The organism is Nonomuraea terrae, assembly GCF_004348995.1.
GTDB classification, from domain to species: Bacteria; Actinomycetota; Actinomycetes; order Streptosporangiales; family Streptosporangiaceae; genus Nonomuraea; species Nonomuraea terrae.
The window spans coordinates 31,317-52,832 of sequence record NZ_SMKQ01000038.1; the positions used below are offsets into that span (position 1 = coordinate 31,317).

The window sequence follows — 21,516 nt, forward strand, 5'->3', positions numbered from 1 at the left end:
GCTATGGACAGATCTCACCGTTACGCGTAGATATACATCCGACGTGTCCGAGTAATCTCCACGAACCCATCGCCTTCGACTCCCCGCGTACGCGGGTCCGACGTCCGGCGAGCGCGCCGATACGGCGCGGCCCTCCCGACTCCCCTCGGCTCACTGAACAGGAGTGACGGTGACCAACGACGGCTACACACGGCGAGGCGTGATCACGACCGGCTTAGGCGCGGCGGCCGGGACCCTGCTGGCGGGCGGCGTCACCGCCGGCCCCGCGCGGGCGGCCGACCAGGCCGGCCCGCTCACCCTCTGGTACACCCGCCCGGCCGCCGAATGGCTGGAGGCATTGCCGGTCGGCTGCGGGCGGCTCGGCGCCATGGTCTTCGGCGGCGTGACAACCGAGCGGCTGCAGCTCAACGAGGACAGCATCTGGGCCGGCGGGCCGCACGCCTACGACAGCCCCGAGGCCCTGGCCGCACTTCCGCAGATCAGGCAGCTGGTCTGGGAGGACAAGTGGCAGGCCGCGCAGAACCTGGCCGACCAGAAGTTCCTCGGCCGGCCCAGCGAGCAGGCGGCGTACCAGGTGCTGGGCGACCTCACGCTGACGTACCCGGGGCCCGAGGAGTTCGGTGAGTACCGGCGCGAGCTCGACCTGACGCGGGCGGTCACCACCGTGACGTTCGTCCGCGACGGCGTACGGCACACGCGCGAGGTCTTCGCCAGCCGGCCCGACCAGGTCATCGTCGTCAGGCACACGGCAGACAGAGCGGGCGCGGTGACGTTCCGTGCGGCCTTCTCCAGCCCGCAGAGCTCGGCCGCGTCCGCGGCCGACCGCGACACGATCGCGCTCGACGGGGTCAGCGGCGCGTCCCAGGGCCGCCCGGGCGAGGTCCGCTTCCGCGCCCTGGCCAGGGCCGAGGCGAAGGGCGGCACGGTCACCACGGACGGCGGCACGCTGGCCGTCGAGGGCGCCGACGAGGTCACGCTGCTGATCTCCATGGGGTCGAGCTACCGCAGCTTCAAGGACGTCGGCGGCGACCCGGCCGAGGTGGCAGGGCGGCATCTCGTCCGGGCGAAGGAGCGGCCGTACGAGATGCTGCTGCGCCGGCACGTGGAGGACCACCGGCAGCTGTTCGGGCGGGTGGAGATCGACCTCGGCACCTCGGAGGCGGTCGCTCTGCCGACCGACGAGCGCATCGCCCGCCGTCAGCTCGACACCGACCCGCAGCTCGCCGCGCTCTACTTCCAGTACGGCCGTTACCTGCTGCTCTCCAGCTCCCGTTCCCCCGGCTACGCCGCCAACCTGCAAGGCATCTGGAACGACTCCCTCGCGCCGGCCTGGGAGTCGAAGTACACCATCAACATCAACTGCGAGATGAACTACTGGCCGGCCGGGCCCGCCAACCTCATCGAGTGCATGGATCCGCTGTTCGACCTCATCAAGGACCTGGCGGAGACCGGCGCCCGGACGGCGAGGACGATGTACGGCGCCAAGGGCTGGGTGGCCCACCACAACACCGACGGCTGGCGTGGGACCGCGCCCGTCGACTTCGCCTTCTACGGCGTGTGGCCCACCGGCGGCGCGTGGCTGTGCCTGACGCTGTGGGAGCACTACCTCTACACGGGTGACGAGCGGCGGCTGCGCGAGCACTTCCCGCTGATCAGGGGCTCGGTGGAGTTCTTCCTCGACACCCTGCAGACCGACCCCAGGACCGGCTACCTGGTGACCAACCCCTCGCACTCCCCCGAGGTCGGCCACCACGAGGACGGCGGCGAGAACGTCAGCATCTGCGCCGGCCCGACCATGGACATGCAGATCCTGCGCGACCTGTTCGGCGCGTTCGCCGAGGCGTCGGAGGTCCTCGAGGCCGAGGCAGGCATGCGGGCGCAGGCGCTGGAGGCCCGCGAACGGCTCGTGCCCCACCAGATCGGTCATCTGGGGCAGATCCAGGAGTGGCAGGAGGACTACCGGGGCGACGCCGCGCTCTCGCGCAGCCGCCACATCTCCCACCTGTGGGGGCTGTTCCCCGGGCACCAGATCGACCCGCGCCTGTCTCCCGACCTGGCCAGGGCCGCCCGGCGCACGCTGGAGCTGCGCGGGGAGGCGGGGGCCGGGTGGTCGCTGGCCTGGAAGATCAACTTCTGGGCGCGGCTGCTGGACGCCGCCGAGGCGTACAAGCGGCTGGGGAACCTGCTGGTGCCCGCGCGTACCGCGCCCAACATGTTCGACCTGCACCCGCCGTTCCAGATCGACGGCAACTTCGGCGGCGTCTCCGGCATCACCGAGATGCTGCTGCAGAGCCACGGCGGCCAGGTGCACCTGTTGCCCGCCCTGCCCGCCGCCTGGCCGGCCGGGTCGTTCCGCGGCCTGCGGGCGCGCGGCGGTTTCGAGGTGGACGTGGAGTGGGCCGGTGGCGCGCTGCGCCGTGGGCGCGTCCGCTCCGACCTGGGCCGCCCGCTCACCCTGCGCACCGCGACCCCTGTCACGGTGACGGAGGACGGCCGGCCGGTGCGCGGGGAGCGCCCGGAGCCGGGCGTCGTCACCTTCCCCACCTGGAGGGGCGCCACCTACGAGATCACCGTCTGACCGTCACGGCTCCGTGGACGTGGAGGGACGCGTGCGCGGGCGGGTGCGGGAGGCCTCGCCGCGGGCGTGGGCCGCGAAGAGCCGGGCGGCCTCGTCGGGGTCGCCCGCGGCCAGTACGGCCACCAGGTCGTCGTGGTGGCCGGCCATGGCCGTCCAGTCCCCGTCGTAGAGGGGGTTGCCGACCACATGGAGGCTCCACAGGTTCGACTCGATCGTCCGCCACAACCGCAGCAGGAAGGAGTTGCCGCAGGCCGCGCAGACCCGCCGGTGGAAGGCCAGATCGGCGTCGCGGAACGCGCCGATGTCGCCGTCGCGGGCGGCCCGGCGCATGGCCAGCACGTCGGCCGAGAGCTGCCGCAGCGTGTCGGGCAGGATGCGGACCGCGGCGCCTCGTGCGGCATACTCCTCCAGCAGCACCCTGATGTCGCGGACCTCCCTGGCCTGCTCGTCGGAGATCTCCGCGACATAGCTGCCCCGGTTGGGATAGGAGATGACCAGGCCCTCATGCGCCAAGCGCTTGATCGCCTCTCTCGCCGGGGCCTGGCTGGTGCCGACGCGCCTGGCGATCTCGGCCTCGACCAGCCGCTGCCCGGCCACCAGCTCGCCGGAGACGATCCAGCCGCGCAGCAGCGCGTAGACCCGGTCCGACAGCAGTTCCCTGGGCAGCACGCGGTCGGCCGGCGGCGCGAGCTGCTGCTCCTGCCAGATGCGCGCCACCGTCGACTGCGACAGGCCGAGCTGCTTGGCCATCGTCCGGGTGGACGGCACGGCGCCGCCGCCCGCGGCGGCGATCACCCGCTCGGCCTCCTGGCGCTCGCGGCTGCGCGGGCGGCCGGGGCGCGGCGCGTCGGCCAGGCCGTCCAGGCCGCGCTCCACGAAGCGGGCCCGCCACTTCGCCACGGTCGCCGGGCTCACCGCGAGCCGCGTCGCGATCTCCTTACGCGGCGACCCGTCGGCGCATGCCAGCACGATGCGGCTGCGCAGGGCCAGCCCTTCCGACCGCCCGGCCGCCCAGTCGCGCAGCGTGGCCAGCTCTTCAGCGCTCAACACCAGGCGCTTGTCGTCTCCGCGTCCCACCATGCGGACGACTTTAACGTACTTATGACTCAGCGTTCCAGAGGAAACATATTTGTAGCGCCCTGTTCTCCCTTGACGACCCCATATGACCAACGTATTAAATAATCGCTAATCGAGTACGACCCATTAATAGGCGTCGCAGATCTCGCCCCCTTGGAGGTGCGATGCGTTCCCCCCGTCCATCCCTCTTCCCGCTCTGGCCGGCTCTCGGCTCCCTGCTCCTGCTCACCGGCTGTGGCGGGGGCGGCTTCGCCGGCGACTCGCAGGCCCGGCAGGACGAGAACGGCCAGGTCACGGTCAGGATGCTGGTCAACATCAGCCCGAACCTCACCCAGGCGTACTGGGACGGCCTGGTGAAGCCGTTCGAGCAGGCCAACCCCGGCATCGACGTCAAGATCGAGGCGCCGACCGGCAAGGGCGTGGCCGACACGCTGCCGCAGCAGCTGGCCGCCGGCAACGCGCCCGACGTGGTCGAGACGCTGATGGCGGACGAGACGCTGGCGAAGCAGATGCTCGACCTGACCGACCAGCCGTGGGCGAAGGACACACCGCTCGCCGAGCAGGCCAAGCTGGGCGGCCGGATCTACACGGTGGGCGTGGGCGTGCAGGCGCAGTCACTGGTCTTCTACAACAAGACCGCCTTCGACAAGGCCGGGATCGAGCTGCCGCCGACCACGTTCGACGAGTTCGACGCCGCGATGGGCAAGCTCAGGACGGCCGGTTACCTGCCGCTGCAGACCGGCGGCGACTTCCTCACCGGCCTGCAGCTGCTGCAGCTGACCAACCCCAGCCGGGCCCAGACCCACCCCACCTGGCAGCAGGACGTCAAGGCGGGCACGATCAAGGCGGGCGAGTCGATGCTGCCCCACCTGGAGCGCTACCGCACCTGGATCGACAAGGGGTACGTCGACAAGAACGCCCTCGGCATGAAGTACGCCGACGCCGAGACGGCGTTCCTGTCCGGAAAATCCGGTATGTACGTCATGGGGAGCTGGTTCACCGCCACCGAGGCCAAGGCGGACAAGGACTTCGAGGTCGGCGTCTTCCCGGCCCCCGTCGACGAGGGCCAGCAGCACCCAGGCCCGCAGGGCGCCACGCTCGCGGCCCCGTACATGATCCTGAAGTCGACCCCGAACAAGGACGCGGCGCTCAAGCTCGTCCAGTGGCTGGTAACCGACCCTGCCGCGGTCAAGAGCCAGCTCGCCCAGGACGGCAACTTCCGCACCGGCGTCGAGCGCGACTTCACCCCGCTGGAGAAGGAGGTGCAGGCGATTCTCGACGCCGCGCCCGCGGGCGTCCCGCAGGGCGAGGGGTACGGCGACGCCAGCCTGCCCAAGGGCTTCAACTCCGCCTGGAACACCGAGGTCCAGGGCCTGTACGTCGGCAAGTCGCCCAAGGACGTGGCCGAGGGCGTCGACCGCTGGCTGGCCGGGCGATCGTGACGCTCACCCGGGAAGCGCCCGTCGTCGCGGCGCCGCCGGCCGCCCGCACCCGGCCGAGGCGCGACGGGCTGGCCAACGCGCTCATGGTGGCCCCGGCGACGGTCCTCTACACCGTGATGCTCATCGTCCCGGTCGGCCTGGCGTTCTACCTGAGCCTGACGGACTGGGACGGCTTCAGCGCGAACCCGGCCTTCGTCGGCGCCGGCAACTACGCCGACCTGCTCGACGACCCCGAGCTGCGCCGAGCCGCCGCGGTCACGCTGCTGATCGCGGCCGCGGGCACGGCCGGGCTGAACCTGCTCGGCCTCGGCTTCGCCCTCCTGGTGAACGGCGCCTCCAGGGCCAACACGTTCTTCCGGATCGTGCTGTTCTACCCGCACGTGCTCAGCGCCCTGGTGGTCGGCTTCCTCTGGTCGGCCATCCTCGGCACCAGCGGCGCGGTCAACAACCTGGTGACCTCGTGGGGCGGCGAGGTGCTGCCGTTCCTGTCGGACCCGGAGTGGGCCACGGTCACCATGATCGCGGTGTTGGTGTGGGCCGGGTTCGGCGTCAACGTGGTGCTCTACCTGGCCGGGCTGCAGGCGGTGCCGCACTCGCTGATCGAGGCGGCGCGGATCGACGGCGCCACCCGGTGGCAGGTGTTTCGGAACGTGACCCTCCCGGCGCTGGGCCCGTCGGTGACGGTGAACATCGTGCTGTCGCTGGTGACGCTGCTGAAGACGTACGACCTGGTGGTCTCGCTGACGGCGGGCGGACCGGCCGGTCAGACGCAGACCGTCGCCTACCTCATCCTGTGGAACTCCTTCCACGACGCCCGCCTCGGCTTCGGCTCGGCCCAGTCGGTCATCCTCATGCTGGTGACGGCCGCGCTCGCGTTCGTGGTGACGAGGCTGCGCAGGCGCGGCGAGCTGGCGGTGCACCAGTGAGGAAGACGTTCCTGTGGCTGAGTGCCGTCTTCATGCTCGTCCCGCTGTACGTGCTGACGGTCAACGCGTTCAAGGGGCAGCAGGAGATCCTGGCCGACCCGTTCGGGCTCGCCGGTCTGACGCTGGAGCCGCTGGCCAGAGCGCTGACGAACCCGCAGTTCAACGTGGTCAAGGGGTACGCGATCACGCTGCTGTTCGTGGTGGCCGTCAACGTGCTGTCGGTGGTGCTGGCCGCCCCGGCGGCGTACGTGATCGCGCGCAGCCCGAAGCGCCGCTTCCGGGTCCTCATGCTGTTCTTCCTCGCCGGGACGTTCATCCCGGGCCAGGTGCTGGTCATCCCGGTCGTGTACGTGCTCAAGACCCTCGGCCTGATGGGCACCATCCGCGGGTTCGTGTTGTTCGAGACCACGCTCACGCTGCCGTTCTCGATCTTCCTGTACGCCGGCTACATCGCCACCATCCCGGCCGTGCTCGACCAGGCGGCGGCCGTGGACGGCGCGGGCAGGCTGCGGACGTTCTGGCAGATCGTCTTCCCGCTGATGCGGCCCGCGGTCGCCACGATGGTCATCCTCAACACCTTCTCGGTGTGGAACGACTTCGTGAACCCGCAGATCATCCTGGGCCCGGGCAGCGGCCTGTACACCGTCACCACCGGCGTCTACGCGGCGGTCAGCCAGTACGCCACCGACTACACGGTGGTCTTCCCGACGCTGCTGCTGGCCATCGCGCCCCTGCTGGTCTTCTTCGTCTTCATGCAACGGCACATCATCAGCGGCCTCACCGCCGGTGCCACCAAGGGATGACCCTCTCGACAACCACAGGGAAGGGTGGAAGATGCGGGAAATCATCGCGACCGTCCCGCTCGGCGAGCCGCCGGCCTGGGCGGTGCTGGAGCGCAGGCTGTTCGACGCGCTGGACGAGGCCTGGCGGGCCTTCGCCGCACGCTACTGCGGGCCCGACGGCCGGCTGATCTACCACGGCCCGGCCGCCGACCGCGACGGCGCCGACGACTTCTACGAGGCGTTCTTCAACTGGCCGACGCTCTACCAGCTCGGCGGGGCCGACGACCTGCTCGATGCCGCCAAACACCACTGGGAGGGCGTGACCGCGCAGCTCACCGAGCTGGGCTACCTGGTGGACGAGTTCGAGCGCGGCTACGACTGGTTCCACCAGGGTGAGTCGCTGCTGCTGTTCTACGGCATCTGCGCCGCCGACCCGCGCGACGAGCGCTTCCGCGAGCGGGCCCGCCGCTTCGCCGACCTCTACCTGCCGGGCTCGGCGAACTACGACGCCGAGCACGACATCATCCGCGCCCCGCACAACGGCGCCGGCGGCCCCCGCTACGGGCTGCAGCGGGAGTGGGCCTCCTACCACACCGACCTGGTGAGCATGCGGCCGTACGGGCTGCCGCTGCGCGACCTGCCGGGCATCTCGCGGTGGGAGGACCTGGCGGACCCGTGCAACGCCGCGCGGATGGGCGCGGCCATGACCGAGCGCATCGGCCGCGGCGACGTCGCCGTCAACCTCGCGGCGACCAGCCTGGCCGTCAACGCCTGGTTGTACGACGGCGACGGCCGCTACCGCGACTGGGCGCTGCGCTACATCAGCGCCTGGCAGCGGCGGGCGGAGGCCAACGACGGGATCCTGCCCGACAACGTGGGCCCGTCCGGCGTGGTCGGCGAGCTGCACGGCGGGCGCTGGTACGGCGGCAACTACGGCTGGCAGTGGCCGCACGGCCTCTACAGCGTCGGGGCCGCCGCCGCGATCGCCGCGGTCAACGCCCACCTGCTGACCGGCGACGAGAGCGCGCTCGCCATCGGGCGTGGCCCGCTGGACACCGTGTACGCCCGCGCCACGCAGGCGAGCGTGACCGAGACGGAGATGAGCATCAGCGACCGCTGGCTGGCCGAGCTCGGCGACGAGGCCGGCAAGCCCACCATGCTGGTGCCCAACCGGCACGACGACGACGGCTGGTTCGACTTCCAGCCCCCGCAGCTGGGCCTGCCGGTCTGGCTGTGGCACACGAGCCGGGCGCGGGCGGACGCCGAGCGGCTGGAGCGGGTGCGCGCCGCCGCCGGCTACGACTGGGCCACGGTGCGGCCGTTCCGCAACAAGGAGGAGGCGGGGCACGAGGCCCCCTGGCTGGAGTTCCTGCGCGGCGCCAACCCCGGCTACCCCGAGCGGATGCTCACCACCGCGCTCGGGCAGGTGCAGCGGCGCACGGCGCTCATCGACGCTGACAGCGCCGACCTGGCCACCGTCCACGTCCACCACTGGCAGCGGCTCAACCCGGTGCTCACCGAGGCGCTGCTGCAGCTCGTCACCGGCACCCCGCAGGTCCTCTACAACGGCGGGCTGCTGCCCGCGCGCCTCGCCTACTTCGATGCCGACCGGCACCGTCCAGGACTGCCTCCGGACGTGGCGGCCCTGGTCGGCTCAGTGCGCCCCGGCGGCACCACCGTCGACCTGGTCAACCTGAGCCTGGGCCGCACCCGCCGGGTCGTCGTGCAGGCGGGCGCGTTCGGCGAGGACCGCATCGACGGCGCCACCATCACCCAGGCCGGCACCCGCGCCGGCGACGGCTACCCGGGCGACCCCCGCGACTACACCTCTCCTCCCGTCACCGAGACCGAGCACGAGGTGGCGGTGAACGGCCCGCGGCTGCTCGTGGAGCTGCCGCCCGGCCGCCGCATCCGGCTCGACCTGCACACGACCGCGCGCGTCCGCACGCCGTCGCACCAGCACTATTGAGGAGTTTCATGGACGACGCCATCTGGGATCTGCCTGTTCGCGGGCCGCTGCCCGCCGAACCCGATCCCGTCCTCGTGGAGGGTTTGTCCCGGATCAGCTCGGCCACCGCCTGCGCCAAGCTGCACGCCCAGGGCATCCGGCGCACCTTCATCGAGGGACCGCGTCCCATCGCACCAGGACAGAAGATCGCCGGAAGGGTCCGGACGCTGCAGTTCATGCCGCAGCGCGAGGACGTCGCCTCCGGACTCGGCCAGGAGTACGTCGAGCGGCACACCGCCCTGTGGGCCGTCCTGGAGGCGGTGCAGCCCGGCGACGTGCTCGTGGTTCAGGCCTATGGCAGTGCCTACACCGGCTGCTTCGGCGACATGCTGGTCCGTTATTTCCGGCGCAAGGGCGGCGCGGGCATCGTCGTGGACGGCCGGATCCGGGACCTGCCCCGGGTGCGCGCGCTCGGCGTGCCGATCTGGTGCACGGGCGCCACCCCGCACTACGCCTCGCAGGCGGAGCTGTTCCCGTGGGCGTACGACGTGCCGGTGGCGGTCGGCGGCGCGCTCGCGCTGCCCGGCGACCTGTGCGTGGCCGACGACGACGGCGCCGTGGTGGTGCCGCGCCGCCGGGCCGGCTCGGTGCTGGAGGCCGCCGCCGACCACGAGCAGTGGGAGCGCTACAGCCGTGCCCGCATCGAGGAGGGCGGGGCGCTGTCCGACTACTACCCCCTCACCCCCGAGACCCGCGCCGAGTTCGAACGGTGGCGGGATGTAAAGGAGAGCCAGTGATCCTCAGGTCCGTTGGCGCGATCGTCTTACTTCTGGGCGGCCTGACGGCGCCCACTCCGGCGGCCTCCCGGCAGAACTGCGACTACCACGTCTCCCCCACCGGCAGCGACCGGGGCGACGGCAGCGCGAGAAACCCCTGGAAGTCCATCGAGCAGGCCCGCGATCACCTGCGGGCCAAGAAGAACCACCAGACCTGCGACATCGTGGTCAACGTCAAGGCCGGTGACTACCAGGTCGACCGGACCATCGAGTTCACCGAGGCCGACTCAGGCCAGAACGGCCACACGATCACCTACCGCAGCGCCGACGGCCCCGGCAAGGCCCGGCTGCTCGGCGCCAGGCCGCTGACCGGCTGGCAGAAGTACAAGGACGACATCTACAAGACGAAGATCGACCGTACCTTCTACACGCTGTTCGAGGACGGCAAGCGCGCCACGACGGCCCGCCACCCGAACAGGACCAGCGACGACCTGTGGTCGCCGTACCTGTTCTCCGTGCTCGGGGAGCCGGAGAAGGAGGCGGTGCGCCAGTGGCTGTACTTCAAGCCGGAGGACGTGCCCGTCGAGTGGGACGCCGACTTCGACGAGAACGCGCAGGTCGTGGTCTGGTCGGGCGGCTCGTGGAGCTGGTTCACCGACACCGTGCCGCTGGGCGGCGCCGACTTCCGCAAGAACTTCTTCACGCTCGATCACTGGGCCCGCTACTCGTTCGTCAACAGCCGCAGCGGCTCGCGCTACTTCCTGCAGAACACGCTGCGCTTCCTCGACCAGCCGGGCGAGTACTACTTCGACTTCGCGGCAGGTGAGGTCTACTACTGGCCGCGCACCTCGATCGACAAGGTGATGGCCCCGACGGTCAAGACGATCCTGTCGGTGAAGGGCAGCAGCCCGGAGCAGCGCGTGCGGAACCTGTCGTTCGACGGCCTGGCCCTGCAGTACAGCGACTTCGTGGACTGGTACCGGGCCGGCTGGATCAGCGAGGGCGACTCGGGCTACGAGCACAAGTACCCCGTCTACGACCGGCAGATCGAGATGCCGCGCAACCGGTTCGGCATGATCACGCTGGAGAACACCCGGGACATCGGCCTGACCCGGCTCCACCTGTCGGACAGCGGCTTCATGGGCGTCTACCTGCTCTTCGCCAACGAGCGGGTCAGGGTGTCGGACAGCCTGCTGGAGAACATCGGGGCGGACGGCATCAAGGTCGAGGGCGGCTACCCCGGCGAGGGCGACATTTCCGGACATCACACGATCTCGAACAACTACATCCACCACGTCGGCGAGCTCGTGCCGGGCGACGCGGCCGGCATCGAGCTGATGAGCACGGGCAACAGCACCGTCAGCCACATCAACGTCAAGCACAGCGCCCGCTACGGCATCAGCCTCGAGGTCCGCCCGGAGATCAAGGACGAGGACAACTACGCCCGCAACAACTCCTTCTCCTACATCAAGCTGGAGGAGACCGGCCTCGACAGCGGCGACATGGGTGCCTTCTACACCTACGGCGTCAGCAACACCGAGCCGCACCTGCGGGACAACAGCGTGGAGCAGATGGTGATCACCGACGTGATCAACGACCCCGCGGGGGCGATGCCGGACAGCGGCACGCGCGGCGTGCACATGGACGCCGGCGGCTGCGGGTTCACCTTCGCCAACATCGAGGTCGGCGAGGTCAGTGACGACAAGTACCAGAGCTACCAGTGCAACGAGGTGACGAACGCCAACTGGCAGGACGGCTTCGACGCCTCGAAGATGGAGTACGACAAGATCGGCGTGACGAGCGCCTTCCCGTACCCGATCCCGGGTCAGGGGGCGTGATGAAGGTCATCGGCGCGGCGGCGGTCGTCCTGGCGGCCCTCGTCGTCACCCCCTCGGCCGGCGCGCAGGCGCCGTGCAAGCCGATCGAGTTCTACGTCGCCCCGGACGGCACCGACGGCGGCCCGGGCAACGCGCAGCGCCCGTGGCAGACGATCGAGCACGCCCGCGACCAGCTGCGGGCCAAGAAGCGGCAGCAGAGCTGCGACATCGTGGTCAACGTCAAGGCCGGCGACTACCACGTCGACGAGACGATCGAGTTCACCGAGGCCGACTCCGGCGAGCACGGCCACAAGATCATCTACCGCAGTGCCGACGGCCCGGGCAAGGCCCGGCTGCTGGGCGCACGCCCGGTGACCGGGTGGGAGAAGGTCAAGGGCGAGATCTACAAGACGAAGGTCGACCGTACGTTCTACACGCTGTTCGAGGACGGCAGGCGAGCCACCACCGCGCGCTACCCGAACCGCAGGTCGGACGACGAGTGGGCGCCGTACCTCACCTCGGTGCTCAAGGAGCCGGAGAAGGAGGCCGTCCAGCAGTGGCTGTACTCCAACCCCGGCGACTGGGACAAGAGCTGGAACTTCGACAACGCGCAGGCCGTAGTCTGGTCGGGCGGGTCGTGGAGCTGGTTCACCGACACCGTGCCGATCCAGAACCCGTCGTGGGACGACAACCAGATCACCCTCGAACACTGGACGCGCTACGCCATGGTCAACAGCCGCGGCGGCTCGCGCTACTTCCTGCAGAACTCGCTGGACTTCCTCGACCAGCCGGGCGAGTACTTCTTCGACTTCGACAAGCAGGAGGTGTACTACTGGCCGCGCGGCTCGATCGACAAGGTCGTGGCGCCGACGGTCAGGACGATCCTGTCGCTCAAGGGCAGCAGCCCGGACAAGCGCGTACGGAACCTCGCCTTCGACGGCCTGGCCCTGCAGTACAGCGACTTCGTGAGCTGGTACCGCAACGGCTGGATCAGCGCGGGCGACGCCGGCGAGCCGCACAAGTACCCGGAGTACGACCGGCAGATCGAGATGCCGCGCAACCGGTTCGGCACGGTGACGCTGACGAACACGCGCGACGTCGACCTGACCCGGCTGCGCATCTCCGACACCGGCTTCACCGCCGTCTACCTGCTGTTCGCCAACGAACGGGTCAGGGTGTCGGACAGCCTGCTGGAGAACATCGGCGCCGACGGCATCAAGGTCGAGGGCGGCTACCCGGGCGAGGGTGACCTCACCGGGCACCACACGTTCACGAACAACTACATCCACCACATCGGCGAGCTGGTGCCCGGTGACGCGGCCGGGGTCGAGCTGATGAACACCGGGAACAACGAAATCAGCCACTCCGTCGTCCGGCACAGCGCCCGCTACGGCATCAGCCTGGAGGTCCGCCCCGAGGTCAAGGACGGCGACGGCTACGCCCACGGCAACGAGTTCTCCTACCTCCGCATCGAGGAGGCGGGCCTGGACAGCGGCGACATGGGCGCCTTCTACACCTACGGCGTCGACAACGCCGAGCCGCATCCGATCAGCAACCGCGTCTCCCAGGTCGTCATTGGCGACGTCATCCCTGACGCGTCGATGCCCGACAGCGGCACCCGCGGCGTGCACATGGACGCCGGCGGCTGCGGCTTCGCCTTCGCCAACATCGAGGTCGGCGAGGTCACGGACGACAAGTACCAGAGCTACCAGTGCAACGAGGTGACGAACGCCAACTGGCAGGACGGCTTCGACGCCTCGAAGATGGAGTACGACAAGATCGGCGTGACGAGCGCCTTCCCGTACCCGATCCCCGGCTAGCCACGGCCGGCACGGGGCGGTCACACCCGCGGGTGTGACCGCCCTTTCGTGTTGTCAGGGACACCGGCACCTCTCCGGCCGGGGCGCGCCGGCGCGCAGGACGTCATCCCGCAGCGGAACGAGCACTCGGCTCGCGACAGCCGCCGTCTGCTTCTTTCGGTGCAGGGACTACGGCGAACGGAGCAGAGGCGAGTGACAGTCGATGGACGACGCGGTGCCGCCGCGGCGCGGCATAGCGTTCCGCCATGAGCAAGAGAACGATCAATGTGGTGGCCGCGCTCACCTTGACGGCCGGTGCGCTGGGGCTGGGCGCCGGAGGCGCGTCCGGCGGTCTGGCCGGATCGCCATCGCGACGTGAGCCCCTTCACGTCCGGCACTCCGCTCTGCTCGTGGACGTCGGGCTGGCCGCCGTCGCCGTGGTGCTCTTCGTCGCCGTCGCCCTCGCCACCGGAGTGCGCAGCCCGTGGCAGGGCGTGATCCCGCTCGCCCTGTTCCTCGGAGCCCTCCTGCTGGTCAGGCGCCGCCTGCCGATGACGGTGCTGCTGCTGTCGGTCGCCGGGATCTTCGTCTATCACCTCACCAGCTTTTCCCCCGCCGGCTGGATCTGGCCGGCGCCGGCGGGGGACCGCGGTGCGCCAGGAACCGGTCGCGGGTCAGCGGCATTCTCATCGTCGGTTCTCAGCGTGCGAGCAGTGCGTTGAGTGCGGCGGCGGCTTCCAGGAGGGCTCTCGAACGGGTGTCGATGCTCGCGTCCCGGGCCGCCAGCGTGCTCAGCACCTCCTCCCAGCGACGACCGCGGCGCAGCTGTGGCATCAGGGCCTTGAGCGGGGCTATGCGGTAGCCGGCCATGCGCAGCTGGTGGACGACGCGGGCGTCGCGCACCTGGGCGGGCGAGTAGCGGCGCGGGCCTCGTACGGAGTCGCGGCCGGGGACGACGAGACCTTCCGCGTCCCAGTGCCGCAAGGTCGACGGGCGCACGCCGAGCGCGGCGGCGAGCTCGGCGATGCTCATCGCGTCCGAAGGGCGCACGGCGTCGATCGGCTCCGCGGTGATGGCCTCGGCGGCCTTCTTGGCCAGCGCGAGTTCACGGCGCTCCGTGTCGAGCCGGGCATGCGCCGCGTCCAGAAGGGCCAGCGCCTCCGACAGCGGGTGCGCGTGCGCGGCGCGCATGATCCTCTTGGCCTCGACCGGGCCCGTGCAGGCCGCGAGCGCTCGATAGGCCAGCACCGCGTGCACGTGCGGATCGCCGTAGATCCGGTAACCGGTGGGAGTGCGTCCCACGGGCGGCAGCACACCGTCTCGCTCCAGATTGCGGATCTGCTGCACGGAGTACCCGGTCCGCCGTGCGATGTCGGCGGTGCGCATTCCTGGCGAGTTGCGGCTTCGCACCCTGTGACCTCGGCTCTTTCGTGAAAAGTCTCCACAAGGACTTCAATGGAATGCTAGAACGCATGGACGTTGACGAGATCATCAAGTTCCTCGACGACCTCGGCGGAGTTCTCGCGCTCAGGCCGGGACCCGGCGATGGTTCACCCGAGATCAGCTGGGGCGACACGTTCTTCTCCTACGCGCCCGATGGCGTCGTTCCGACGACGACGCAGCCCTTCGCCACGATCGTGACGAAGGACTATCCCGGCGACGAGAGATCGCGGCTGAACCGGCCGGACGTCTTCCGCCTGAACCTCTTCGCGGGCAAGGACGCCTTCGTCAGCCGGACCGGCAGGCAGCCGCGCGACCCGGCCACGGACGACCCCGATCCGAGCGTGGTAGACACCGTGATCGCGCACCCCGTCTACGGCGAATTGGGCTGGCTCGCCGTCGTGAACCCGGGCCCGCGCACGGAGGCGGCGGTCCGTGACCTGCTGCGCACGGCCCACCGCCTCGCCCGCGCCCGCTACGAACGGCGGGCCGAGACGCGCTGACGTCAGCGGGGTGGACGACCGCCCCGTCCGGTCCTGACCCCGTCATCCGGCCCGGGGACGCCGTCGGCCCCGGGCCGGAGTCCTTCCCGGCGCGTCAGGCGTCGAAGTGGCCGGTGAACATGTCCAGCAGCATGGCCTGGCCCTTGAACTGCGACGTCACCTCGCGGCCCACGAGCCCGCCGAAGTCGGGCAGGTGGCCGGCGCCGCCCTCCGGGCCCAGCGGGACGAGGATGACCGGCGGCTGCCGTTCGTAGTCCTGCTGCTCACCCTCGCCGGTGATCAGCGCGCGCAGGTTCGCCGCGAGCAGCTCGCCCTGGGCGCCGGCGAAGCCGGCCATCTTGCGGTCGGCGTCGGCGATGTCGCCGATGGCGAACACCCTCTCGTGCCCGGCGACCCGCAGCCGCTCGTCCACCCGTACGTAGCCGCGCTCGTCGCGGGCGGCGGCGAGCGAACCGCGCAGGTAGTCGGTGTGCGGCACGACGCCGAAGCAGCGGAACCAGATGTCGGCCGTCAGCTCCTCCCCCGCCTCCGTGACGACGCTGACGGGCCCGGCGACGGCGGGCTGCACGCTCGGCAGCCCGCGCAGCGCGGCGCCGAGCCGCAGCTCGACGCCCAGGTCGGCGAGCTGCTTGCGCAGCTCGACGCGGAGCTCGTCGTCGAACGGCCCCTGCAGGATGTCGGACGCCGCGTCGGCGATGATCACGTGCTTGCCGGGGAACGACGCCTTGATCTCCCCCGCCAGCTCCAGCCCGGCCGGTCCGGCCCCGAGGAGCAGTACGCGCTCCGCGCCGGCCAGCGCCTCGTGCGCGGCCCGCGCCCTGGCCCTGGCCGCCCCGACGTCCGGCTCGTCGATCTTCGCCGGGAACGGGTACGCCGACCCGGTCGCCAGCACCAGGTAGTCGGGCTCCAGGACCTGCCCGGAGGCGAGCCGCACACGGCGGCCGTCGGCCTCCACGACACGGTCCTGGACGAACCTGCCGTGCTTCAGCAGGCGGCGGTAGGGCAGGAAGATCCGCTCCAGCCACTCCGGCTCGACCAGCGCCCGCCACGCCGCGACGTTGTGCATGAACGTGTCGGTCTTGTCGACCAGGGTCACGTCGGCGACGTCGTCGAGGAGCTTGGCCACCTTGAAGCCGGCGTACCCGCCGCCGACCACCACGACGCTCGGACGCGCGTTCTCGCTCATCACATCTCCAAAGCTACTAGGAAGGAAGGCGTTGCTAGGCTATTCATACTCGCTTCGGAAATCAAAGCGACAGCTGATCTGCTAGTTTGGAGGGCATGGCGCCCACGCGACACGACCTGGAAAACTGCGCCCGCGGCGACGCCGCCCTCACCCGCGCGTTCACCCTGCTCGGCAAGCGCTGGAGCGGCCTGCTGCTGGGCAGCCTGGGCGCCGGCCCCGCGGGGTTCCGCGAGCTGTCGCGGGCCATCGACGGCGTCAGCGACTCGGTGCTCTCCGACCGGCTGGCCGAGCTGACCAAGGCGGGGCTGATCGCCCGCCGGGTCGAGGAGGGGCCGCCCGTGACGGTGTCGTACGAGCTGACGGAGAGCGGGCGGGCGCTCATACCGGCGCTCGACCAGATCTCCCGCTGGGCCGAGGAGCATCTGCCCGCGCCCGACGAGCTCTGCTGACCCTGGGCCGGTTGGGGGTTGATCGTCCGATATGCGGTGTTACGTTGAGGTTCGAGGCGTGTCCCGACACCTGCGAAGGACGTGGTTCCCGTGCTCTACCTCTTCGGCTTCGAGCGGATCGGCGTGGCCGTGAGCGACATCTACTTCGTCGACCCAGCCCCCTTGCCCGGCCAGGACGGCGCCGAGCGCGGCGTGCGGCTCGAGCTGCGCCGGCTGGAGCAGGGTGAGCTGAAGGGCTCGATCTACTCCGCCCGCCCGATCAGCATCGACCGGCCGATCTGGCGCGTCGACCTGCTGGAGTCCGTCGAGGGCACGCCGGGCAGCTTCGACCGCACGCACCACCATCCGGGCACGCGGGGGTGGGAGCCGGGGCGGCGGGTGTTCGACGAGCGGCTGTCGAAGGAGCCGCTGGCCTGGCTGGGGGAACGCCTCGCCGACCTGGAGGGCGTCCTCGACGAGGCGGGCGTCGCACGTGACGAGGTGACCCCGGAGGACGTACGCGGCCTGCGTGACCGCGCCCCCGAGATCGTCGAGACGGTCTCCCGCCTGCTGGACCAGATCCGCACCACCTCCCCGGACGCCCCTCCCGGCGCCGAGTCGGCCACCAGCGTCCGCGCCAGCTGGCTCTGACCGGTTACCCGACCGCCTGATCTCAGGGGGTCGCGGGGCGGCGGTGGAGGAGGCCGAACCTGGCCCACATCGCCTCCGCGGCCTCGATGGAGGCGCCCGTACGGGCCGGGTCGACGGCGGCGAGCTGGGCGACGAGGGCCTGGGCGACGGCCATGCCCCCGGTCAGCGACGGGAAGAAGGCCTCCCCTTCGGCGGGCACCAGCACGACCTCCTCCGCCGCGTTCGCCAGCGCCGGGCTGGCCGCGTCCGTGATGGCGAACACCCGCGCGCCCCGCGACCCGGCCTCGTTGGCCGCCAGCACCGTGCTCTCGTACAGACGCCAGAAGCTGATCGCGATCAGCACGTCGCCGGCGGCGACGGTGGAGACCGTGTTGGCCAGCTCCGCGTCGCCCGCCGTCACCGCCGCCACGGGGTAGCCCGCCAGGCGGGCGTTGTGCGCGAGGGCGAGGCCGACGGCGGCGTAGCTGCCGTCGGCGACGATGACGGTGCGCCGCGCCGCCGCGACGGCCTCGGCGATCGTGAGCAGTACGCGTTCGTCCATGCGCCGGTTGAGCAGCGCCAGGCTGTCGAGGTCGCGGCGCAGCGAGCGGGAGCTGGGCGAGCCGTTGCCCCGGTGCTCGGCCGCGACCTGGCCCGCGCTGAGCGAGGACAGATAGCGGGCGCGCAGCTCCAGCTGCAACGCCGGCCAGCCGGCGAAGCCGAGCGCCTGCGCCGTACGGGTGACGGTCGCGACGTTGACGCCCGCGACCTGGGCCAGCTCCCCCGCCGACGCGAACGACGCGCGCCGTGGCTGGGACAGCAGCAGCTCCACGACGGCGGCGGCCTTGCCGCGCAGCCCGCGCTCGGGCAGCCGTTCACGCAACCAGTCTTCGAAGCTGTCGGCGGCGCGCTCTGTCACCCTGATCCTCCCTCGGCCGGGACCATGCTACGCATTCGCCGCAATCGCCTCATGCAATGACCATTGCATTTCCGGCATTTCGCACTATATCTTGCTTCGAAGTCCCCCTGTAGGGCCACGACCTGGGGAAAGGTGCGTCCATGTCCTTGTTGGCCCGTCTCGATCGGCTCCCGCTGAGCCGTCCTCACTATGTCCTCCTGCTGATCGGCGGGCTCGGCTACACCTTCGACGGCATGGACTCGGCCGTGGTCGCGTTCCTGCTGCCGAGCGCTCAGGACGCCTGGAGCCTGTCCGACGGACAGCTCGGCTTCATCGGGTCCGCGACGCCGTTCGGCTTCCTGTTCGGCGCGACCGTGGCGGGCCTGCTCGGCGACCGCATCGGCCGCAAAAAAGTGATGATGTACGCGCTCGCCTTCTACGCCGTCTTCTCCGTGGTGGCCGCGTTCGCGCCCTCGTACGAGGTGTTCCTGGCGGCGCGCGTGCTGGCCGGGGCCGGCGCGGGCGCGGAGAGCGCGATCATCGCGCCGTTCCTGTCGGAGTTCGTGCCGGCCGACCGGCGCGGGTGGTTCATCGGCGCGCTGGCCGGATTCTTCTCGTTCGGGTTCGTGATGGCCGCGCTGATCGGGCGCTTCGTGGTGCCCACGTTCGACGACGGCTGGCGGATCGCGCAGGTGATCACCGCGCTGCCGATCCTCATGCTGCTGTGGTGGCGGCGCTCGCTGCCCGAGTCGCCACGCTTCCTGCTCCATCAGGGCCGTACGGCCGAGGCCGAGGCGGTGGTCGCCGACCTGGAACGCCGCGTCGAGCGGGCCACCGGCGCGCCGCTGCCCCCGGTGCCCGAGACCGCCGTCGCCCCTTCGGCCACGGCCCGCAAGGTGAACCTGGTGAGCGCGCTGCGCTTCCTGTGGAGCCCCGCCATGGCCAGGCGCACCGGGGTGATCTGGCTGGTGTGGTTCGTGATCACGTTCTCGTACTACGGGTTCTTCTCGTGGATCCCGACCCTGCTGGTGAACCGCGGCATCACCGTCACCAAGAGCTTCGAGTTCTCGATCATCATCTATCTCGCCCAGATCCCCGGCTACTTCTCCGCCGCCTGGCTGTCGGAGCGGCTGGACCGCAAGAACACCATCGCCCTCTACCTCGCCGGCTCGGCGGTCAGCGCGTTCTGGCTGTCGCAGATGGACTCGCCCGTCTCCATCACGGTCGCGGGCGCGGTGCTGTCGTTCTTCCTGAACGGCACCTACGCCGGCGTCTACTCCTACACCCCCGAGGTGTTCCCCACGTGGATCCGCGCCACGGGCACCGGCCTGTCCAGCGCCTTCGGCCGGGTCGGCAGCATCCTCGCCCCGACGATCATCGGGTTCTCCGCGGCGAGCCTCGGGTTCGCGGGCGTGTTCGGCCTGACGACCGCGGTGCTGGTGGCCGGGGTGGTGTGTGTGATCGTTTTCGGCCTGGCCACGGCCGGGCAATCCCTTGAAGAGCTGACCGAACCCCCCGTGCAGGAGGCCACCAGGTGACCACGTTGACCGAGCTGGAGGAGAAGGTACGCCGGGAGGTGGGCGTGCGGCTGTTCACCGTGCTCGCCTGGGTGCCGGAACGGCGGGCGCTGCGCCGGGTGCACAGCAGCCACCCCGAGCAGTACCCGGTGGGCGGCGAGAAGACCGTCGAGGTCGCCCAGGGCTGGCTGGCGACGTGCATCGAGGGGCGGCGGCCGTACCTCGGGAAGGACCGGGCCGCCGTGCGGGAGATCTTCGCCGACCACGAGCTGATCGAGAGCCTCGGCTGCGGCGCCGTCGTCAACGTGCCCGTCGTGGACGGCGACGAGGTGGTCGGCGTGCTCAACCTGCTCGACGCCGAAGGCCGCTACGACGAGAGCTCCGTGGCGGCGGCACAGGCGCTGGCCGGCGACGCCGCCGCGGCACTGCACGAAGGCGCGGCGCCGCGTGGGGGTGCCGCATGAGCCTGCTGCTGCGCAACGCCCTGCTGCTCGACGTCGCGACCGGCGAGTACACCGAAGCCGACCTGCGCTGTGCCGACGGCCGCATCGCCGAGACCGGGACGAACCTGCGCGCCCCCGACGGCACGCGAGTGATCGACCTCGCGGGCGCCCGGGTCGTGCCCGGCCTGATCGACGCTCACGTGCACGTCACCGCCTCGACCGCGGACCTCGGCGCGCTGCGCACGATGTCACCCTCGTACGTCACCGCGCACGCCGCCCGCATCATGGGCGGCATGCTGGACCGGGGCTTCACCACCGTCCGCGACAACTCCGGCGCCGACTTCGGTCTGGCCGACGCGCAGGCCGAAGGCCTCGTCCGGGGGCCGCGGCTGCTGTTCTGCGGCAAGGGGCTGAGCCAGACCGGCGGCCACTCCGACTTCCGCGGCCGGGGCGAGCAGCACGTCGACGATCATCCGTGCTGCGCGGGCGTCGGGCGGGTCGCCGACGGGGTCGACGCCGTACGCGCCGCGGCCCGCGACGAGCTGCGCAAGGGCGCCCACCACGTCAAGGTGATGGCCTCCGGCGGCGTGGCCTCCCCGACCGACCGGATCGACTCGACCCAGTACTCCATGGACGAGCTGCGCGCCATCGTGGCCGAGGCCGAGGCCGCCAACCGGTACGTCGCCGCGCACGCCTACACCGCGCGAGCCGTCAACCGGGCGCTTGAGGCGGGCGTGCGCTCGATCGAGCACGGCAACCTGATCGACGACACGAGCGTCGAGCTGTTCCGGCGGCATGACGCGTTCCTGGTGCCGACGCTGGTGACGTACTGGGCGCTGAAGGAGGAGGGGCCGGCGTTCGGGCTGCCGGAGAACAGCTGGCGCAAGGTGGACGAGGTGCTGGAGGCCGGTCTGACGGCGCTGGAGCGGGCCGCGCGCGGCGGCGTGCGGCTGGCGTTCGGGACCGACCTGCTCGGCGGCATGCACCGGCACCAGAGCCACGAGTTCCGCCTCCGGGCCGAGGTGCAGCCACCTCTCGACGTGCTCCGCGCGGCCACGTCCGGCGCGGCCGACCTGCTCGGGCTGACGGGCGAGATCGGCACCCTGGACATCGGCGCCCGCGCCGACCTCCTCGTCCTCGACGGCGACCCCTTGGAGGACGCCGGCGTCCTCGCCGACCCCAAGCACCTGCGCCACGTCATCCAATCCGGCGCCATCGCCTGACTCCCGTCCGGACGAGCGGCCATCCCCCGGCTCCCAAGACCCTGCGGCGGGACCGTCGCCGAGGCGGTGTGGGGTCGTCGGGCGGGGGGTGGAGTGCGTAGCG

The 21,516-nt window shown here is 70.9% G+C and carries 19 protein-coding genes; 15 read left to right on the forward strand and 4 right to left on the reverse strand.

The window, feature by feature from the left end:
- The first annotated feature begins 169 nt into the window (after positions 1-169).
- Positions 170-2,578, forward strand: a complete 2,409-nt coding sequence (locus E1286_RS15595) for a glycoside hydrolase family 95 protein (RefSeq protein ID WP_223189985.1) — start codon at positions 170-172, stop codon at positions 2,576-2,578.
- 3 nt (positions 2,579-2,581) lie between these two features.
- Here the strand turns inward: E1286_RS15595 and E1286_RS15600 are convergent, their stop codons facing one another.
- Positions 2,582-3,658 carry an FCD domain-containing protein gene (locus E1286_RS15600; RefSeq protein ID WP_132613071.1) on the reverse strand — a complete coding sequence of 359 codons (1,077 nt, stop codon included), beginning with the start codon at positions 3,656-3,658 and terminating at the stop codon, positions 2,582-2,584.
- A 161-nt stretch (positions 3,659-3,819) separates the two neighbouring features.
- On the opposite strand from E1286_RS15600, the gene E1286_RS15605 reads away from it, so the two are divergent.
- From E1286_RS15605 to E1286_RS15640, 8 genes are all read left to right on the forward strand, one after another.
- The gene (locus E1286_RS15605; RefSeq protein WP_132613073.1) at positions 3,820-5,097 is read left to right on the forward strand and encodes an ABC transporter substrate-binding protein; all 1,278 of its coding nucleotides are present in this window, start codon (positions 3,820-3,822) and stop codon (positions 5,095-5,097) included.
- A complete protein-coding gene (locus E1286_RS15610; RefSeq protein WP_223189987.1) occupies positions 5,094-6,023 on the forward strand; it encodes a carbohydrate ABC transporter permease in 930 nt (309 codons plus the stop codon). The genes E1286_RS15605 and E1286_RS15610 overlap by 4 nt, the downstream gene beginning before the upstream one ends.
- Positions 6,020-6,826, forward strand: a complete 807-nt coding sequence (locus E1286_RS15615) for a carbohydrate ABC transporter permease (protein ID WP_223189989.1) — start codon at positions 6,020-6,022, stop codon at positions 6,824-6,826. Before E1286_RS15610 ends, E1286_RS15615 begins: the two co-directional genes overlap by 4 nt.
- Positions 6,827-6,857: 31 nt before the next feature.
- On the forward strand, positions 6,858-8,774 hold the full coding sequence (locus tag E1286_RS15620) for a DUF8034 domain-containing protein (RefSeq protein WP_132613075.1): 1,917 nt from the start codon (positions 6,858-6,860) through the stop codon (positions 8,772-8,774).
- Positions 8,775-8,782: 8 nt separating this feature from the next.
- Positions 8,783-9,550, forward strand: a complete 768-nt coding sequence (locus E1286_RS15625; protein WP_132613077.1) for an RraA family protein — start codon at positions 8,783-8,785, stop codon at positions 9,548-9,550.
- A complete protein-coding gene (locus E1286_RS15630; RefSeq protein WP_187368169.1) occupies positions 9,547-11,367 on the forward strand; it encodes a right-handed parallel beta-helix repeat-containing protein in 1,821 nt (606 codons plus the stop codon). The genes E1286_RS15625 and E1286_RS15630 overlap by 4 nt, the downstream gene beginning before the upstream one ends.
- Positions 11,367-13,166 carry a right-handed parallel beta-helix repeat-containing protein gene (locus E1286_RS15635; protein ID WP_132613081.1) on the forward strand — a complete coding sequence of 600 codons (1,800 nt, stop codon included), beginning with the start codon at positions 11,367-11,369 and terminating at the stop codon, positions 13,164-13,166. The genes E1286_RS15630 and E1286_RS15635 overlap by 1 nt, the downstream gene beginning before the upstream one ends.
- 245 nt (positions 13,167-13,411) lie before the next feature.
- Positions 13,412-13,867, forward strand: coding sequence for a hypothetical protein (locus E1286_RS15640; protein ID WP_132613083.1), 456 nt, complete (start codon positions 13,412-13,414; stop codon positions 13,865-13,867).
- Here the strand turns inward: E1286_RS15640 and E1286_RS15645 are convergent.
- Entirely contained in the window at positions 13,845-14,531 is a 687-nt protein-coding gene (locus tag E1286_RS15645; RefSeq protein WP_132613085.1) for a MerR family transcriptional regulator, read from the reverse strand. The genes E1286_RS15640 and E1286_RS15645 overlap by 23 nt on opposite strands.
- An 86-nt stretch (positions 14,532-14,617) precedes the next feature.
- Here E1286_RS15645 and E1286_RS15650 point away from each other — a divergent pair, with 86 nt between their 5' ends.
- Positions 14,618-15,088 carry a DUF6194 family protein gene (locus tag E1286_RS15650; RefSeq protein WP_132613087.1) on the forward strand — a complete coding sequence of 157 codons (471 nt, stop codon included), beginning with the start codon at positions 14,618-14,620 and terminating at the stop codon, positions 15,086-15,088.
- Between the two features lie 94 nt (positions 15,089-15,182).
- Here the strand turns inward: E1286_RS15650 and E1286_RS15655 are convergent, their stop codons facing one another.
- A complete protein-coding gene (locus E1286_RS15655; RefSeq protein ID WP_132613089.1) occupies positions 15,183-16,274 on the reverse strand; it encodes an NAD(P)/FAD-dependent oxidoreductase in 1,092 nt (363 codons plus the stop codon).
- Between the two features lie 95 nt (positions 16,275-16,369).
- Here E1286_RS15655 and E1286_RS15660 point away from each other — a divergent pair, with 95 nt between their 5' ends.
- Positions 16,370-16,723, forward strand: a complete 354-nt coding sequence (locus E1286_RS15660) for a winged helix-turn-helix transcriptional regulator (protein ID WP_132613091.1) — start codon at positions 16,370-16,372, stop codon at positions 16,721-16,723.
- Positions 16,724-16,813: 90 nt separating this feature from the next.
- On the forward strand, positions 16,814-17,353 hold the full coding sequence (locus E1286_RS15665) for a hypothetical protein (RefSeq protein ID WP_132613093.1): 540 nt from the start codon (positions 16,814-16,816) through the stop codon (positions 17,351-17,353).
- Positions 17,354-17,375: 22 nt separating this feature from the next.
- Here the strand turns inward: E1286_RS15665 and E1286_RS15670 are convergent, their stop codons facing one another.
- On the reverse strand, positions 17,376-18,251 hold the full coding sequence (locus tag E1286_RS15670; RefSeq protein WP_132613095.1) for a MurR/RpiR family transcriptional regulator: 876 nt from the start codon (positions 18,249-18,251) through the stop codon (positions 17,376-17,378).
- A 140-nt stretch (positions 18,252-18,391) separates the two neighbouring features.
- On the opposite strand from E1286_RS15670, the gene E1286_RS15675 reads away from it, so the two are divergent.
- From E1286_RS15675 to E1286_RS15685, 3 genes are read left to right on the forward strand one after another with little or no spacing between them, the layout of a single operon-like run.
- A complete protein-coding gene (locus tag E1286_RS15675; RefSeq protein ID WP_132613097.1) occupies positions 18,392-19,768 on the forward strand; it encodes an MFS transporter in 1,377 nt (458 codons plus the stop codon).
- Positions 19,765-20,211 carry a GAF domain-containing protein gene (locus tag E1286_RS15680; protein ID WP_132613099.1) on the forward strand — a complete coding sequence of 149 codons (447 nt, stop codon included), beginning with the start codon at positions 19,765-19,767 and terminating at the stop codon, positions 20,209-20,211. The genes E1286_RS15675 and E1286_RS15680 overlap by 4 nt, the downstream gene beginning before the upstream one ends.
- The gene (locus tag E1286_RS15685; RefSeq protein WP_132613101.1) at positions 20,208-21,413 is read left to right on the forward strand and encodes a metal-dependent hydrolase family protein; all 1,206 of its coding nucleotides are present in this window, start codon (positions 20,208-20,210) and stop codon (positions 21,411-21,413) included. The genes E1286_RS15680 and E1286_RS15685 overlap by 4 nt, the downstream gene beginning before the upstream one ends.
- Positions 21,414-21,516: the final 103 nt, after the last annotated feature.